This is a genomic window from Novosphingobium sp. FSW06-99, assembly GCF_001519065.1.
Taxonomy (GTDB): domain Bacteria; phylum Pseudomonadota; class Alphaproteobacteria; order Sphingomonadales; family Sphingomonadaceae; genus Novosphingobium.
Genome location: NZ_KQ954261.1, coordinates 1 through 16,790, shown reverse-complemented (window position 1 = coordinate 16,790; position 16,790 = coordinate 1). Strand labels below are relative to the sequence as shown.

General features: G+C 66.0%; 17 protein-coding genes. 4 read left to right on the top strand and 13 right to left on the bottom strand.

What is annotated here, in order from left to right; translation table 11 throughout:
* Positions 1-3: 3 nt before the first annotated feature.
* The 12 genes from mraY to ccmA form a co-directional block, all read right to left on the bottom strand.
* Entirely contained in the window at positions 4-1,068 is a 1,065-nt protein-coding gene (gene mraY, locus AQZ49_RS17130) for a phospho-N-acetylmuramoyl-pentapeptide-transferase (protein ID WP_067618487.1), read from the bottom strand.
* Complete coding sequence (gene murF / locus AQZ49_RS17125) at positions 1,069-2,604, bottom strand: UDP-N-acetylmuramoyl-tripeptide--D-alanyl-D-alanine ligase (RefSeq protein ID WP_197411101.1); 1,536 nt, start codon at positions 2,602-2,604, stop codon at positions 1,069-1,071.
* A complete protein-coding gene (locus tag AQZ49_RS17120) occupies positions 2,601-4,049 on the bottom strand; it encodes a UDP-N-acetylmuramoyl-L-alanyl-D-glutamate--2,6-diaminopimelate ligase (RefSeq protein WP_067618481.1) in 1,449 nt (482 codons plus the stop codon). The genes murF and AQZ49_RS17120 overlap by 4 nt, the downstream gene beginning before the upstream one ends.
* Entirely contained in the window at positions 4,046-5,803 is a 1,758-nt protein-coding gene (locus AQZ49_RS17115; protein ID WP_067618478.1) for a peptidoglycan D,D-transpeptidase FtsI family protein, read from the bottom strand. Before AQZ49_RS17115 ends, AQZ49_RS17120 begins: the two co-directional genes overlap by 4 nt.
* Positions 5,800-6,621, bottom strand: coding sequence for a hypothetical protein (locus AQZ49_RS17110; RefSeq protein WP_067618475.1), 822 nt, complete (start codon positions 6,619-6,621; stop codon positions 5,800-5,802). Before AQZ49_RS17110 ends, AQZ49_RS17115 begins: the two co-directional genes overlap by 4 nt.
* The gene (gene rsmH / locus AQZ49_RS17105; protein WP_067618472.1) at positions 6,612-7,571 is read right to left on the bottom strand and encodes a 16S rRNA (cytosine(1402)-N(4))-methyltransferase RsmH; all 960 of its coding nucleotides are present in this window, start codon (positions 7,569-7,571) and stop codon (positions 6,612-6,614) included. Before rsmH ends, AQZ49_RS17110 begins: the two co-directional genes overlap by 10 nt.
* Positions 7,568-8,155: a division/cell wall cluster transcriptional repressor MraZ gene (locus tag AQZ49_RS17100; protein WP_231739285.1), complete on the bottom strand. Its 588-nt coding sequence runs from the start codon at positions 8,153-8,155 to the stop codon at positions 7,568-7,570. The genes rsmH and AQZ49_RS17100 overlap by 4 nt, the downstream gene beginning before the upstream one ends.
* A 300-nt stretch (positions 8,156-8,455) precedes the next feature.
* Positions 8,456-8,833, bottom strand: coding sequence for a hypothetical protein (locus AQZ49_RS17095; protein WP_067618466.1), 378 nt, complete (start codon positions 8,831-8,833; stop codon positions 8,456-8,458).
* Positions 8,834-8,849: 16 nt separating this feature from the next.
* On the bottom strand, positions 8,850-9,848 hold the full coding sequence (locus tag AQZ49_RS17090; RefSeq protein ID WP_067618761.1) for a cysteine synthase A: 999 nt from the start codon (positions 9,846-9,848) through the stop codon (positions 8,850-8,852).
* An 82-nt stretch (positions 9,849-9,930) separates the two neighbouring features.
* Positions 9,931-10,437: a hypothetical protein gene (locus tag AQZ49_RS17085; protein ID WP_067618463.1), complete on the bottom strand. Its 507-nt coding sequence runs from the start codon at positions 10,435-10,437 to the stop codon at positions 9,931-9,933.
* Positions 10,438-10,451: 14 nt separating this feature from the next.
* Entirely contained in the window at positions 10,452-11,120 is a 669-nt protein-coding gene (gene ccmB, locus AQZ49_RS17080; RefSeq protein ID WP_067618460.1) for a heme exporter protein CcmB, read from the bottom strand.
* Positions 11,117-11,692 (bottom strand): heme ABC exporter ATP-binding protein CcmA, encoded by a 576-nt coding sequence (ccmA, locus tag AQZ49_RS17075; RefSeq protein WP_067618457.1) that lies wholly within the window; start codon positions 11,690-11,692, stop codon positions 11,117-11,119. The genes ccmB and ccmA overlap by 4 nt, the downstream gene beginning before the upstream one ends.
* 58 nt (positions 11,693-11,750) lie before the next feature.
* On the opposite strand from ccmA, the gene AQZ49_RS17070 reads away from it, so the two are divergent.
* Both AQZ49_RS17070 and AQZ49_RS17065 read left to right on the top strand, forming a co-directional pair.
* Positions 11,751-12,047 (top strand): 4a-hydroxytetrahydrobiopterin dehydratase, encoded by a 297-nt coding sequence (locus AQZ49_RS17070; protein ID WP_067618454.1) that lies wholly within the window; start codon positions 11,751-11,753, stop codon positions 12,045-12,047.
* Between the two features lie 4 nt (positions 12,048-12,051).
* A complete protein-coding gene (locus tag AQZ49_RS17065; protein WP_067618451.1) occupies positions 12,052-12,435 on the top strand; it encodes a hypothetical protein in 384 nt (127 codons plus the stop codon).
* A 14-nt stretch (positions 12,436-12,449) separates the two neighbouring features.
* Here the strand turns inward: AQZ49_RS17065 and AQZ49_RS17060 are convergent, their stop codons facing one another.
* A complete protein-coding gene (locus tag AQZ49_RS17060; protein WP_067618448.1) occupies positions 12,450-15,695 on the bottom strand; it encodes a DUF3857 domain-containing protein in 3,246 nt (1,081 codons plus the stop codon).
* A gap of 282 nt (positions 15,696-15,977) precedes the next feature.
* On the opposite strand from AQZ49_RS17060, the gene AQZ49_RS17055 reads away from it, so the two are divergent.
* Positions 15,978-16,274, top strand: a complete 297-nt coding sequence (locus AQZ49_RS17055) for a nucleotidyltransferase family protein (protein WP_067618444.1) — start codon at positions 15,978-15,980, stop codon at positions 16,272-16,274.
* Positions 16,274-16,609 (top strand): HepT-like ribonuclease domain-containing protein, encoded by a 336-nt coding sequence (locus AQZ49_RS17050; RefSeq protein ID WP_067618441.1) that lies wholly within the window; start codon positions 16,274-16,276, stop codon positions 16,607-16,609. The genes AQZ49_RS17055 and AQZ49_RS17050 overlap by 1 nt, the downstream gene beginning before the upstream one ends.
* Positions 16,610-16,790: the final 181 nt, after the last annotated feature.

Genomic DNA, 16,790 nt, shown 5'->3' with positions numbered 1-16,790 from the left:
TGTTCACCGCACTTTCAACGTGGCCAGCCCGAGCAGCGCCAATACGATCGAGACGATCCAGAACCGGATCACCACGGTCGATTCCTGCCACCCCAACTGTTCGAAATGGTGGTGGATCGGCGCCATACGGAACACCCGTTTGCCCGTACGTTTATAGACAAACACCTGTACGATGACCGAGACGGCCTCCATCACGAACAGCCCGCCGACCACGCCCAGCACGATTTCGTGGTGCACCGACACCGCGATCACGCCCAGCGTGCCGCCCAGCGCCAGACTGCCGGTATCGCCCATGAACACCGCAGCAGGCGGCGCGTTGAACCACAGGAAGGCCAGCCCCGCGCCCATCACGGCCGCGCAGAAAATCGCCAGTTCCCCGGCCTTTGGCACATGGGGAATGCCCAGATAATGGGCATAGTCGGCGCGGCCCGCCAGATAGGCGATGATCGCGAAGGTGCCTGCGGCAATGATCACCGGCATGATCGCCAGCCCGTCGAGCCCGTCGGTCAGATTGACCGCATTGCCCGCGCCGACGATGACGAACGCGGCAAACAGGTAATAGACCGGTCCCAGCGGGATATAGAGGTTGCTGAACACCGGCACATACAGATTGGTGTCGGTGGTGACCAGCGCGACCGCGATCCCGGCCACCACGAATTCGCCCAGCAACCGCAACCGTGCCGACACGCCCTTGTGCGCATACTTGGTGACTTTGTCGTAATCGTCGAGGAAACCGATCATGCCAAAGCCCAGTGTGACCACCAGGCAGGCCCAGACATAGCGGCTGTTCAGATCCATCCACAGCAGCAGCGCGATCGACAGCGCAACCACGATCATCAGCCCGCCCATTGTCGGCGTGCCGCGCTTGGCCAGGTGCGATTGCGGCCCGTCGGCGCGAATCGGCTGACCCTTGCCCTGGCGCAGACGCAACATGTCGATAAAGCGCGGACCGATCAGCAGGCCGATTGCCAGCGCGGTCAACAGCGCCGCGCCCGACCGGAACGACTGATAGCGGATCAGGTTGGTCAGCCCTTCGAAATGAAGCCACTGCGCGAAAATATACAGCATTCAGTTGTCCCCGGGGCCGGTTTTGCCGAAATTCGGGCTGCCCTGTGAAATGGTGCGCTGGGTCAACGCCTTGACCAGCGCGCCCAACCCGACCGAGTTCGACCCCTTGATCAGGATCGCGTCACCGCCTTGTGGCGCCCAATCGGGCGAGCCCAACAGCTCTGCCGCCGTTGCGGCGTCGGGCACGTGGACGAAGTCGATCGTCGGGGCAAGCACCGTAGTGGCAATTTTCCCCAGCGCCTCTGCCAATGCCGCCATTTCCGAGCCAACCAGCACGACCCGGTCCACCCCAGCCTCGATCAGGGGCGCGGCCAGATCGGCGTGATAGCCATCGCTGGCATCGCCCAGTTCGCGCATCGCACCCAGCACCGCCAGCCGCCGCGCGGCGCGCGTGGTGCCCAGCGCGGCAATGGTCACCCGCATCGAGGCGGGATTGGCGTTGTAACTTTCATCGATCAGCAGCGCCGCGCCCGATCCGTCACCGCGTTCGGCCACGATTGCATGGCGCGCACCGCGCCCGGCCAGATCGGCCAATTCGGCCAATGCCAGCCCCGCCGCGCCCAGATCGCCGCCGGCCGCCGCCACCGCCGCCATCACCGCCAGCGAATTGACCACCCAATGCGCGCCGGGCTGCGACACGGTATAGCACAGCTTGCGCGGGCCACCCGCCACGGCGCCAAATTCGGCAGTGACCAGCGTTCCGCCCTGCACCGCAGGCAGCGCATCGATCAGCCGCACATCGGCACCAGCGGCGGTGCCGAACCGGATGACATGCGCGGCATGACGCCCGGCCACTTGTGCCAGCAGAGCCACATGCGGGCTGTCCGCCGGGATGATCGCGGTGCCGCCCGGTTGCAGACCCTGGAAGATTTCCGCCTTGGCCGCGGCAATTGCCGCCTCGCCCGAAAAATGGCCGATATGCGCGGGCGCGATCGTGGTCACGACGGCAACATGCGGGCGGACCAATTGCGTCAGCGTGGCCAGTTCGCCCGCGTGGTTCATGCCCATCTCGAAAATGCCATAGCGGCTGCGCGCGGGCATCCGCGCCAGGCTGAGCGGCACGCCGACATGGTTGTTGTAGCTTTTGACCGACCGGTGCGCCTGCCCCCGGCTCGACCGGTCGAGCGCGGCAAACAGCGCTTCCTTCACCCCCGTCTTGCCCGCCGATCCGGTCACCCCGATCACCCGCGCCTCGGGCAGCAGCCGCGCGCGCGCCGCATGGCCCAGCGCATCGAGCGCGGCCACCGTATCAGCCACGCGCACATGCGGATGCACCGCCGCCTGCGACACCAGCGCGCCCGCCGCACCGCGCAGGAACGCGCCGTCGACAAAACGATGCCCATCGGCCGCTTCGCCCGGCAGCGCGATGAACAGATCGCCCTCCATCACCTCGCGGCTGTCGATGGCGCAACCCGACACGGCAAAATCACCGCCGACCACAGCGCCCCCGGTGGCCGCCGCGATGTCACTGGCGGTCCACAGCGCGGTGCCCGGCGCGTCGTCGGCTTCGACCGGCCAGTCGAGCACGGCGGTCATCCCGTGCACTCCCGCGCCACCGCCACATCGTCGAACGGCAGCACACGCGTGGCATCGCCCCGCCCGATGATCTGACCCTGTTCGTGGCCCTTGCCCGCGATCAGCACGATATCGCCCGCGCCTGCCTCGGCAATCGCCGCCGCAATCGCGGCGCGGCGGTCGCCCACTTCCAGCGCAGTGCCGGTGCAGCCTGCCAGCACCTCGCGGCGGATCGCCGCCGGATCTTCGCCGCGCGGATTGTCGTCGGTCACGATCACCCGGTCCGCCCCCGCGCTCGCCGCCGCGCCCATCGGCGCGCGCTTGCCCGGATCACGATCGCCGCCCGCGCCAAACACCAGGATCAGTCGCCCTGCGACATGCGGGCGCAGTGCCTCGCACGCGGCGGTCAGCGCATCGGGGGTATGGGCATAGTCGATATAGACCGGCGCACCCGCCGCACTGATCGCGGCGCGTTCCAGCCGCCCACGCACCGGCTGCAGCCGTGCCAACGCCTCGAACGTGCGATCGGGATCGCCACCGGTGGCCAGCACCAGCCCGGTCGCAACCAGCGCATTGGCCGCCTGATAGGCACCGATCAGCGGCAGCGTCAGCTTGCGCGTGGTGCCCGCATGGACCAGTTCGAGCACCTGGCCCAGCAAAGTGGGCGTGCGCGCGGCCAGGCGGATCGTCTCGCCCGCCGCACCGACGGTCACCAGTGTCAGTCCGCGCGTGCGCGCGTGGTCGATCGCCTGTGCGCTCCACGCATCGTCGGCCCAGATCACCGCCGCGCCGCCATCCATCACCACTTCGTCGAACAGACGCATCTTGGCCGCGAAATAGGCCTCCATCGAGGGGTGATAATCGAGGTGATCGCGCGAAAGGTTGGTAAACGCGCCCGCTGCCACCGGCAGGCCCTCGTTGCGATACTGGTCAAGCCCGTGGCTCGACGCTTCATAGGCCAGATGGGTCACGCCTTCGCGCGCCAGGCCCGAGGCATTGGCCAGAAACGTGACAATATCGGGCGTGGTCAGCCCGGTCGACACGCTTTCATCGGCGGTGGTCACCCCCAGCGTGCCGATCGACGCAGACCGGTGCCCGGCCATGTGCCATAGCTGGCGCGTCATCTCGACGGTCGAGGTCTTGCCGTTGGTGCCGGTCACCGCCACCACCGTGGCGGGCACGGGGGTGAAAAAACGCGCCGCGATTTGCGCAAACACCTGGCGCGGCTCGTCTGCCGCCAGATGCACCGCACCTTTGACGGTGGCCTGGGGCCGTGCCACCACCGCGACCGCGCCCGAAGCGATCGCCGCCGCAATGAAATCCTCGCCATTGAAGCGCGCGCCGGGAAAGGCGCCGAACACCGTGCCGGGGGCAACCTTGCGATGATCGATGGCAAAGCCGGTCACGTTCGCGTCGGCGCCGGCCAGCGCGGACAGATCATCACCAACCAGGCTTGCCAGCTTCATTCACCCTCTCCATTGGCCACGAGCGGTGTCAGATCCGACACATCGACATCCCGCCTGCCATCGGGCACGACGCCAAGCAAGGGGCCGATGCGCGGGACCACGCGCCCGACCACCGGGGCGGCATTCCACGCCGCCGTGCGCTGGCCCGAAGTCGACTGGTTGGCCTGCGGCTCGTCGAGCATGGCGATCACCACATAGCGCGGCTTGTCCATCGGGAACGCGGCGGCAAACGTGGCGATCACCGCATGCTTGTTCTTGTAGCCCGATCCGTTGCTGCCGGCCTTTTCAGCGGTGCCTGTCTTGCCACCGACGCGATAGCCGGGTGCGTTGGCCGAGCGCCCGGTGCCATCGACCACGATCAGGCGCAGCAACTGGCGGATGCGTGCGCTGGTCGAGGCCTGGAACACCCGGCGGCCTGCCGAGGCATGCGCCGGATCCACCTTGAACAGCGTCGCCGGGCGCCAGATCCCGCCGTTGACCAGCGCGGCATAGCCTTGCGCCAGATGCAGCGGGGTGACCGCCAGGCCATGGCCGAAACCGACCGTCATCGTGCGCAGGCGCGGCCAGTCACCCCTGGGCCAGATCGGAAAGCCCTTGGCCGGCAATTCGATATTGGCGCGCTGGTTCATGCCCAGCGCGATCATCGTGTCGCGCAGTCTCTGCCCGCCCAGCTTGTCGGCAATTTCCGCCGCGACGATGTTCGACGAATGGATCAGCGTTTCGGGCACGTTGAGCGTGGCGCCGTAACTTTCGTGATCGTGGATGGTATAGCCATCGACTTTGAGCGGCGTGGCCGGGTAGCGCACGGCCATGTCGGTCACCACCCCGGCCTCGATCGCGCTGGCGATGGTGAACGGCTTGAACGTCGAGCCCAGTTCATAGACTTCGTTGGTGGCGCGGTTCTTGACGTGGTCGTTGTCCGCCAGATCGCTGCGGTTGGGATCGAAACTGGGCAGCGAGGCCAGCGCGATCACTTCGCCGGTGTCGACATCGAGCACGATGCCCGCCGCGCCCTTGGCATGGGTCAGCAGCATTTCGTGCGCCAGTTCGTCTTCCATCGCGCCTTGCGCACGTGAATCGATCGACAGCGCCACCGGTTCCGACAGGTGCGCCTTGTCGGTCAGCCGCGCATTGAGATAGGCCTCCATCCCCAGCTTGCCCTTGCCATCGGCATCGACAAAGCCCAGCACATGCGCGGCCAGCGTGCCCTGCGGATAGAACCGCTGGATCTCGCGCGGGAATTCGAGCGCGGGTTCACCCAGCGCAAACACCTTGTTGGCCTCTTCGGGCAGGACCCGGCGGCGCAGATAAGTGCCTTTGCCCGCCTTCAGCCGGGCGAGCAGGTCGTCATAATCCTCGCTCGGAAAGATCTGCACCAGCGCGCGCGCCACTTCCTCGGGCGTCTTGACCAGCGGCAGCCCTTTTGATCCCAGCGCCTTGGGATCGAACCACAAGGAATAGGCGGGAAACGCGCGTGCCAGCGGCACGCCGTTGCGATCGGTGATTTCGGCACGCGGCGGCGCCAGCCCATCGCCAGCGGCGCCCTCGGCGGGATTTTGTGCGCCCAGCCCCAGTTGCGCGATGCGCACGAACGCGGTCAGCGCGAAAAACGCAAAGCCGACCACCACCCACACCAGCCGCAATTTGGCAGTCAGCAACGAACGCTGGCGCAAGTTGGCAAAGTGCAGGCGACCGGTCGCAGAGGCCGTGGAAATCGCGTTGGAAAGGACCGGCTGGGGGCGGGTGGCGTTCACTTGACCGTCTTTGCATCCTTCAGGGCGAGCTTGATCAGCGGGGATCCCGATGCATGGCCGACACCCGCCCGGCGGTGCGTATCGGCCCCGGCCAGACGCGCGCCACTGGCCGACCGATCATGCGATGGCACGGTGCGCGTGGCAACCGCATGCCGTGCCTTGTCCCCGGATGCCTTATCGCCCGATGCCTTATCCCCTTTTGCCAACTTGTCTTTGGACGCCTTGTCCTTGACCGGCTTGGCCTTGGCGAGTTTGCTTTTCGCGTCCTTGCCCACCTTGTGCGTGCCGGTGGCGGCATGGGGCACGGTGCCCAACCGATCGCTCAGTGTGGCAAGGCCCGCGGACCTGGCGGCGGGCGCATCGGCGGCCTCATGCGTGGGCCGGGCGGCCGGGGCGCTGTTGTCGGCGGCACCGGTCGGCTTGCCGGTCATCGGCGACACCATCGCCGGAAACACCGCCGCCGCCACCACGCTGTCGTCGGCGCTGGCTACGCGGATCGGCGCGGGCGCGTCGGGCTCGATCGGTTTGGCATAAGCGGCCAACTGGCGCTCATTGTCGAGATATTGCGCCGACGTGGGCGCGACATAGCCGAATTCGACATCGTTCCACGCCTTCAACTGCTGCTGATTGGCGCGGGTTTCAAATTCGGTTTCGAGATACATCGTCTCTTGCCGCAGGGCGATGATCCGCGCCTGCGACTGGTGCACCTGGCTGCGCAAGGCGTTGACGCGGAACGCCAGCACCATCACCAGCGCGGCACAGACCACCAGCGTGGCGATCCAGCCCATCGAGCGCAGACGTCGGGCGGTCATGAACATGCCGCAATCTCCCCCGGATGGCGCGCGGGGGCATCGCTGCGGATGGCCCAGCGCAATGTGGCTGAACGCGCGCGCGGATTGCGCGCCAATTCCGCCTCACCCGGCCGGATCGCCGGGGACGGCTTGCCGAATGCCGGGGCCTGTGCCCGGGCCTGCATCGGCAGATGGCGCGATCCGGCGGGCATCATGCCCGACGCTTCGCGCAGAAACTGTTTGACCATGCGGTCTTCGAGCGAGTGGAACGTGACCACCGCCAGCCGCCCGCCCGGCGCCAGCAGGGCCTCGGCGGCGGCCAGCCCGGCGGCCAGTTCGTCGAGTTCGCCATTGATATGGATGCGCACCGCCTGAAAACTGCGCGTGGCGGGGTCCTTGGGCATGCCGGGATGCCAGCCCAGCGCGCGCCGCACGACATCGGCAAACTGGCGCGTGGTGGTCAGCGGGCGCGCCGCCACCACCGCGCGGGCAATCCGCCGCGACTGGCGCTCCTCGCCGTAGCGATAGAGCACGTCGGCGATCGCCGCCTCGTCGGCGGTGTTGAGAAAATCGGCGGCGCTCGGCCCATCCTGCGCCATGCGCATGTCAAGCGGCCCGTCGGTGGAAAAGGCAAACCCGCGCTGCGCCTGGTCGAGCTGCATCGAGCTGACGCCGATGTCGAACACCACGCCATCGATCTGCCCCACGCCCGCATCGCGCAAGGTTTCGCCGATTTCCGAAAAGCGGCGATGATGCAGCACCAGCGCGGGATCATCCCCCAATGCGGCGGGCAAGGTGCGCCCGGCGGCGATCGCATCGGGATCGCGGTCAAACGCATGGACCCGCGCGCCATGCCCGATCAGCGCCAGCGTATAGCCGCCCGCGCCGAATGTACCGTCGGCGATCACCGATCCCGGCACGGGGTTCAGCGCGGCGACCACTTCATCGAGCAGGACGGGGATGTGCAATGCAGTCATTTCCGGCGTCCTTTTGCCGCGCCGCTGTTGATCAGCGAGCGGCACGTCGCCTTGGCGCTGCGCCAGCCATCGCCCATCGTGAACAGCACGTCGGGCGCCCAGATGGTGAACTGGCTGTCGCCGCCATGAAAATAGAGCGCATCGCCGGCCTTGATCTCGTCACCGAGATAATCGGGCAGGATGAACCGGCCGGATTCGTCGAACTTGGTGCGGACAAATCCCCCCAATTGCGAGGCGCGCTCATCGCGATCGAACGGTTCGCCGCGTTCGAGCGCGACGCGTTCCTCGTGCAGGATCTGATCGGCAAAACCATCGGCGCGCGACAGGCCAAAGCCCACCAGACAGGGATATTTGTGATGAAAATCAAGGCACAGGATGGGGACATTGTCCGACGCGGCAAGCACGGCGCCGCGAAAGTCGGTGGGCAGGACAAAGCGACCCTTATCGCCGCGTGGCGATATGCCATTGCCCCAGTATTTTGACGGAACACCCGCCACCCGCTGACCCCCGGCCTTGCGCAACAAACAGCCCCGCGACCTGCCGCGCGTGGTCACGCGGCAGTTCATCCCCCACGGATGCGCCAAGGAATTCGTCCCGATGACATGGTCTTAACTCGGGATAATGCGGGCTACAACGGGAAATTACGGGAGATTGCGGATAAACCTTGATTCTACGTGGTGTTTCGCAGCCCAGACAGGCCCCGAACTATGCCAAAGTAACCTCTTGGCAACCATGCAAGCGCGCGAAAATCCACGGAATACAGGCGATTGGAAAATGCCCGCCGCATCGGAGTCAAAAGTTTCCCGTAATTTCCCGCTATCGCCCCGAGACACGCCAAATCGCCCCGCGACTCGGCGCGAGGCAGGCGCGTCACGGCGCCGCGATCAGTGGGTGGGTTCGGCTTTGCCCGGCTTGTGCGCGGCGGTGGTGGCCGCGACGGGAACTTCGGGGGCAACGCCCAGGTCGGCCAGCGGATCGTTGGCGGGCGAGGCGCTGGCATTGCCGGACGGTTGCGCGGCGACCACGCTGCGATCGGCGGTGGCCACGCGTTGCATGATCACGCTGGCCAGGCTGACCAGCAACAGCATCGCGGCCAGCCCGAACATGCCCACTTGCAGGCGGTGCACCGCTTGCGCGCGCATGTCGCGCGATCCGGGTTGCACTGCCGGGCCGCTGCCCTGATCCGCCGCGCCACCGGAAAAACCGCCGGACGTCTTGCGCAAGTGCTTCAGCCGTTCGGATGTCCTGCTGAAAATCGCCATAATTGCGCGATATATCCTATCCGCGCAGCCAGGGAAAGACCGGCAGCCCTTTCGATTCGAGCCACTGCGCGTTGTACAGCGATGACAGATAGCGAAAACCGGTGTCGCACAGGATCGTCGCGACCCGGCTGCCGCGCCCCAACTGTTTGGCCAGCGCGACCGCCCCCGCCACATTGATGCCGCTCGACAGGCCCAGGCACAGGCCTTCTTCGGCGAGCAGGCGAGTGACCCAGTACAGCCCTTCTTCGTCGGAAATGCGGAATTGCGTGTCGACCGGCGCGCCTTCCAGATTGGCGGTGATCCGCCCCTGCCCGATCCCTTCGGCCACCGACGAGCCTTCGGCGCGCAATTCGCCGTGGGCATAATAGTTGTATAGCGCCGCGCCGTGCGGATCGGTCAGCGCGATGGTCACGCGTTCGTCGAACGCCTTCAGCCCCAGCCCGACGCCCGCCAGCGTGCCCCCGGTTCCGGCAGCGCAGGTAAACCCGTCGATCCGGCCTTCGAGCTGTTGCCACAGTTCGGGCGCGGTGCTTTCGACATGGGCGCGGCGGTTGGCGATATTGTCGAACTGGTTGGCCCAGATCGCGCCCTCGGTCTCTTCGGCCAGGCGGCGGCTGGTATGGACGAAATGTCCGGGGTTGGAAAACGGTGCGGCGGGCACCAGCACCAGTTCGGCCCGCAACGCGCGCAGTGTGTCCATCTTTTCGCGTGACTGGGTTTCGGGCATGACGATCACCGTCTTGTAGCCCAGCGCATTGGCAACCAGCGCCAGTCCGATGCCGGTGTTGCCCGCCGTGCCTTCGACAATCGTGCCGCCGGGCGCCAACAGGCCCCGCGCTTCGGCATCACGCACGATCCACAGCGCAGCGCGATCCTTTACCGAGGCGCCGGGGTTGGCGAATTCGCACTTGCCATAGATCTCCGCCCCGGCGGCTTCGCTGGGGCCCTTGAGCCGGACCAGCGGGGTGTTGCCGATAAGCGAAAGCGTGTCGTTGAGCGCAAGTGTCATGGTCATGCCCATTCAGGTAGGAAAGACCCGGCCCGACGGCAACGCAAAAAGCCTATCGCGCGCGAAAGATCGCCCACTGCACCCCGGGTCAGCCCAGAACGCGCAGCACCGTCCCCCACAGCACCAGCGCCGCGCCAAACGCCACCACCGATGGCGCAACCAGCGCACTGTCGACCAGCCCGGCGATCCCCAGCGCCGACATCAGCGCGGCGGACTGATAATAGAGCCGCACCGGCAGCCCGCGCGCCAGCGGCACGAAATGCAGCCCCACGACCAGGCAGATCGCCGCCAGATAGAGATCGGGCCGCCCAAATCTGGCGCAGATGTTGATGGCGACAAATATCCCCACCCCCTCAACACCGCTCCACACACCCACCAGCTTGCCGATGCGCGCGCCCTCTTCGGCCGAGCGCAGCGCAAGGCCACGACTGCGGCGCCCCACGATCGCGATCAGCGCGGCCGTGATCACCACCGGAACGGCGATCCACGCCTGCGCAGCCCCGGCGGACAGCAGCCCGAGCACCGCCCAGATCGCGCCGAACACGCTCAGGATGATGGGCCCTGCCGGACCTGTCGATTTCAGCGAACCCGCCATGGCATTTCCCCCGATCAATCCCGCGCGGCGCGAATCGCCGCCCCCGCCGCAAAGGGCGCCACCGCCAGCGCCACCAGACTGGCCGCCGCCAGCAGCACCAGCCCGTTTTCGCCGCCCGGCTGCAACGACCCCGCGCCAAAGATCAGCAGCGGCACCGCCAGCGGGATCAGCAACAGCCCGCCCAGCGCCGCCCCGGCGCGCAGGCCCGCCGTCAGCGCGGCGATCGTCACGCCGATCGCTGCCAGCCCCGGCGTACCCAGCAACAAGCCCAGTTCCAGCCGCCACAACTGTTGGCCATCGATCGCCAGCAGCGCCGCCGCGATCGGCGTGGCCAGCATCAGCGGCACGCCAAAACACAGCCAGTGCGCCACGATCCGCCCCAGCATCACCGCCTCTTCCGACAGGCCGCGCAGCGCCCACTGGTCGAAAAACCCGCTTTCCAGATCGGGCTCGATCAGCCGGTCGAGCGGCAGGATCGCCGCCAGCAGCGCCGCCACCCAGATCACCCCCGCCCCGGTGCGCGCCAGCAACCGCGCATCGGGCCCGACGCCAAACGGATAGAGCATCGCCACCGCCAGAAAGAACAACAGCGGCAGCACCGCGCCGCCCCGCCCGCGCGATCCACCCAGCAACAGCGCGCAATCGCGGCGAAAGATCAGCGCCAGCCGGCGCGGCGCGGTCATGGCACATGCTCCAGCAGCGGCAGCACCGCCAACCCGCCCAGCGCCAGCGGCTGGTGCGAGGCGATCACCGCGATGCCCCCGCTGGCGCGATGCGCCTCGATCGCGGCCTGCGCCACGGTGGACCAATGCGCGTCGAGCCCGTTCAGCGGTTCATCGATCAGCCAGATCGCCGCCCCGCTGGCCACCATGCACGACAGCGCGGCACGCTTGCGCTGCCCGGTCGACAGATAGCGCACCGGCACATCGCCCAGATCATCCAGCCCGAACCGGTCATCGCCCGCCACCACGCCATCGATGCGTTGCCAGAATGCCAGCGCGGCGCCCAGCGGGCGGTGGGCGTCCAGCGGCAGATGCTCGTCCGACAGCGCGATTGCGCCGCTGGCCTCCACCCGCCCGGCATAAGGCCGCATCAATCCGGCCAGAATGCGCAACAGGCTGGATTTGCCGATGCCGTTGGGCCCGGCCAGGTGCAGCGCATCGCCCGACCCCAGCGCAAAGCCCACCCCGCGCAACAGCACCCGGTCGCCCCGGCGGCAGGCAAGATCATCGGCGGCAAGACGACACGGTTGCATCGCATCAGCCGATAGGGGAAACGGGGCACGCGAACAACCGTTGCAGGAAACAATGCCCATGCCCATCGCCCCCCTTTCCACCGCCGAACGCGATGCCGCGCTGGCCACCCTGCCGCACTGGACTTTGGGCAGCGATGGCCTGTCGATCAACCGCACGCTGGTGTTCGACGATTTTGCGCAAGCCTTCGGCTTTATGGCCCGCGTCGCGCTGGTCGCCGAAAAGGCCGACCATCACCCCGAATGGTTCAATGTCTACAACCGCGTCGAAATCCGCCTGACCACCCACGACGCCGGCGGCCTGTCGCAACGCGACGTGGCGCTGGCCCGCGCGATCGACACATTCGTGGCGCAATAATCCCATGCACCCCCACACCCGCGCCCTGATCGCGGCATCGGCCTGCGCGGTGATCACCGGCCAGAAAGTCGCCGGACTGTACGACCACACCGCGCGCGAACACTTGTGCATTGCCGCCGAATGCCGGGGTACCCGCCTGCAAGGCCACGACGAAGCCCGCGCCGCCACCTTCGGCGGCACCCTGCCCGATCTCTACGACAATGCCGACCGCGCGTTCATCTCGCTGAGCGTCAACGGCACCCGCGCCACCGGCCACGACCACGGATCGAACAGCGCCTATGTCGCCGATGTCACCGACCGCGTGATCCAGCTCTACGATTACAGCCAGAACGCCTGGTTCGCGTTCGAGGCCCAGCGCGCGGAGGATGGTGCGGCCGCAAACGATTGAGCCGCGCGCGCCGATCAGGGCGTGATCCCCATCGCCTTGAACGTCTCGACGACGCCCGCATCCAGCTTGGCCGCGGCGGCAAGATCGGCCTGGCCCCTGGCCTTGTCACCTTGTCGAAGATAGGCAATGCCCCGGCCATAGAGCGAATGGATTTCGCGTGGTGCCAGGCCAAGCGCCTGATCATAGGCGGCAATGGCCTCGGCATTGTGCCCCAGCCGCAATTGCACAAAACCGAGACTGTCGAGCACCGCCGCGCTTTTGGGCAACAACGCCACGGCGCGGTTGCAATCGGCCAACGCGGTGGTGAGGTCGAAATTCGCTGTGGCAGCACTGTAACACAGGCTGTTGAAATACCCCCCGTTCTTCATCGCGGTGGCATAGCCGCGCACTTCGGCAAAGCTTTCGCGCGCCTTGTCGGGCTTGCCTGCGCGCGCATAGGCGCCGCCAATGGCAATCGCCTGCTGCATGTTCGGCTCGGCATCGGCGGGAGCCAATGCGGAGATCGCCTGCAGCGTGGCGATCTGCGCTTCGTAATCGTTCTTTTCGCCCTGCCAGTCGGCGAGCATGCGCAAGGCATTGATGTTCTTCGAGTCCAGTTTCAACGCGGCGTCGATGTCCTGCTTGCGCCCTGCCATGTCGCTATGGGGCAAACAGCGCACGCGATTGAGATAGGCGATTACTGTCGGTTCAACCGCGAGAGAGGCGCCAAATGCGACAGTACCCTTGGCGCGCAGGTCGAGCGAACAATAGACCACGCCCGCCATTGCCAGCATATAGGGCTGGCGAGGCATGACGGCCATCATGCGGTCGGCGACGGCAACGGCATCGGCCTTGCGGCCTTGCGACTGGTAGACATTGGCCAGCGAGACATAGATCATGCCGACATTGGGCTGCAGCGCGATCGCCGCCTCGTCATTGCGCTGCGCGCAGACATAGTCGCGCTGGCGCCTGCATTGCTCGGCCATGCCCCATTTCAGCCAGGGCATGAAATTGATCTGCGGCCCGTCGCGAGGATCGTGTTTTGCCTGTCCAAGATAGTATTCGGTGACCAACTTGCCATTTGGCACCTCGGGGGCCAGGGCAAGGGCCGCCGCTGCGTCGGCCTGGGCCTGCGCGCCCATGCCAGACGCCGCCTCGAACATCGCCCGATTCACCAAGGCCTCGGCCGATCGCGGAAAAGCGGCGGCATAGCGCTGGGCCTCGGCCAGACCGCCCTTGGCATCGTTAAGCGTCACATAGGCCTGAAGATGCGCGCGGTATCCGTTTTCCGTCTTGTCGATGGGAGTCGCCAGCAAAGTCCGGGCATCATCATCGGTCACTGCATAACGCTTGCCATCGACCATGATATCGACCGTGCCATCGGCCAGCGCTCTCAGATCATCGTTGGCGGCCAGTGCCTCCGCATAGGGCAGTTCTGCCGCCAGTGGCCGCTGCCGGGTGACCATCGTCACGCGATTTCCGGCAATCTCGATATGCCGATAGATGGCAATGCGCGCCAGTTCACGATCGACATTGGGGCCGCTGATCGAAAACCCCTTGCCGTCATTGGGCAGAAGCACGGTTTCGCGATATTCGGCATAATCGGGAAAGTTCAGCGAAAACGGCGCATCGCTGTCGGGCCCGGTCTGGCGCCGGAAATCGCTGTGCCAGCCCACCGCCACGCCATCGAGTTCGTAGCGTCGATCGCCGTTTCCGGCATCGTTCCACGCCATATGCGCGGTGCCGTCCATCGCCAGCCGTTCGGTCCGCGTGTCGCTGTCCCAGACTTCGGTGACTTTGTTCGGCGTAACGAAATCGTACTTTGTCGTCCAATAGTTGCGCAATTGCTGGTCGAGCGCGCCCTTGGACACCGCAGCGATAACCGCGTGCATGGCAATTCCGGCATCGCCGGTGAACGTCGCATCAGCATGGGCGATGGCGGGCGCCATAATACCCTTGCTGGCGTCGAGTTGCAGGTTGTGCACCGAACTGGGCACGGTCTTGGGCGCAACCACCAGCGCTTCAAGCGCTCCGCCTGCCGGTTTGAGCGGCAAGGCCCAGTGGAAATCGGGCACGGTCAGTTCGGCCAGATGGCTGTCGCCCAGTCGCGTGCCATCGAGCCAGTAGACTTTGCCCGCGATCGTCGCGCGGACGATCACATGATCGAATTGCGAAACATTGGGCAGCCGCTTGTCCAGCCCGTCGCCCAGACGCGTGCTGACCAGCGCGCCTTCGCCCGGAATGCCCAAACCATCGAGCAGGGCCAGCAGCAGCACCGTCTTGGCCTTGCAGTCGCCAAACCGCCGCTGCCACGTCTCGTCGGCCTGTGCAGGGCGCAAGTTGCCATCGTTAAGGCCAATATAGAGATATCGGACGTTGTCCTCGACCAGTTTCAGGGCCAGGCCTGCGCGTTGGGCCGGATCGGACGTGGCCGCCTTGATCCGCGCGATTTCGGCGTGGAGCGGCGAATCCGGCTTGATCTGCCGCGCGGTCGCGAACAGCGGCGCGAAAATCGCGCTGACCGTGGCCCAGTCGGGATAGTCGCTCAGTTCGATCAGCCGCCCCATCTGATAGCGCGGCGGCGCGCCCTGCGGCATCACCAACGGCTCGACCGGCCCGGCGGTCAACGCGATACCGGTCGGTGTGACGGTGGGGTTGACCGGCAGGTTCTGGCTGTGGATCACCACATGATCGTCGGCGCTCCATTGCGCGGATAGCCCCAGTTGCGCAACATTCCCCCCGGTTCCGGCATCGAGCGCCAGATCGTGATGCCCCTTCAGCAACGGCTCTGTGCGTTCAATGGTCCAGGCGGATTCGATGATATCGCCCACCTGCAAGCCCGTAATCGGCATGGTGGCTGTGAGGATTCCGTTGAGTGCGGCGAATTCAAGGTTCTGTTCGCGGCGCAGCACGGTGAACTGTTGCGGCCCCAGAACGTCGATGACTTTGTCGCCCCGGCGTATGCGCAACCAATGAACGATCACCCGATCGGTGTCGGGTTTCCACGCCACAGCAAATGTGCCCAGCGCGGTCAACGCCTCGGGCTTGGCCACTTGCAGCGCGGCGGAGGTGAACGTGCGGGTCGTGTCGCCCTGAAACGACACTTGCACATCCTTCAACAGCACGTGAAGCGCCGCTGAATCCTGCGGCACCGACGCAACCGGCGGATTGAGCGGCTTGATCCAGGGCGCGGGCGCGCCCAGTTCGGGTTTGTCCGCCGCATTGGCAATGCCGTGAAACAACAGACCCGACGCAACGACCGCCAGAAAACGCCACCCCATATCCTGCTCCGGTCTCAGTCAAGCCCGATCCCGACACTGGCGCCGATCCGGGGCGAAGTCCAGCCGCCGACCCGGTTAAGCTGTTGGACAATCGGGATCATCCCAAAGGCCGCCCCGATGCCCGGTTGCGGTTGCATATCAGCCCCGGCAGAGAGCGGGCGGAGTGGACGGCGGGCCATTCGCCATCGAGCGCTTCGGTGACGCAATACGCGCGTCCCCAGGATGGGCGTCCTTGAAAGTCGGGTGATTGCCTGACCCCGCCGCATTTTGCATAAGGACGCCATGAAGAAAGATGCCGCACTCGCCAGGCTGAGGCCATTCGAGCGCCGCTTGCGAGAGCTTGGCATCAGCGCGCTTTACCTTTTCGGATCGACAGCACGCGATGAAGCGGGCGAGGCGTCGGACCTTGACCTGCTGTTTGAATACGATCCGTCGCGTCCGTTCAGCCTGTTTGACCAGGCAGGCGCCATGTTGGAATTGTCTGATGGTCTGGGCGCGAAAATGGACCTGGTTTCCCGGCGTGGTCTGCGCGGTCGCGTGCGTGCACGCGTCGAACGCGAAATGGTGCGCGTGTTCTGATGGCCGACGTGCGTGACACGCTGGATGACCTCGCGTTGCTGATCGCCCGTGCCGAGCATTCGGTCACGAACCGCACGTTCGATGAACTTGTCGCGAATGACGAAGCGTACGATGCCCTGACCTATCGGCTGGCCATGATCGGGGAAACCTGCAAGAAAAGTCCCGACGAGATCAAGGCCCGCCATCCGCATGTGCCGTGGCGGGAAATGGCCACATTTCGCAATTTTGCCAGCCACGACTATTTCGGTGTCGACGCGAACCTGGTCTGGCAGGCCGCCAGAAGTCTCGGACCGGTCAAAGCCATCATGCTTGAAGAAATCGCGCGGATGGAATGAGGCGTGGGCCACTGGGAAGCCGCGCATGATGGTGCGGTTAACGTCCTTCGGTATACACCTCAATTGCGGAAGAAACTGCCGCTCGATTCGTCCGTCCGAACCAACCTATGGTTCAGGAGCCGAGATGCGTAAACTGTCCCCGGAATTCCCCGGAATTCCTAAGGAGCCGAGATGCGTAAAC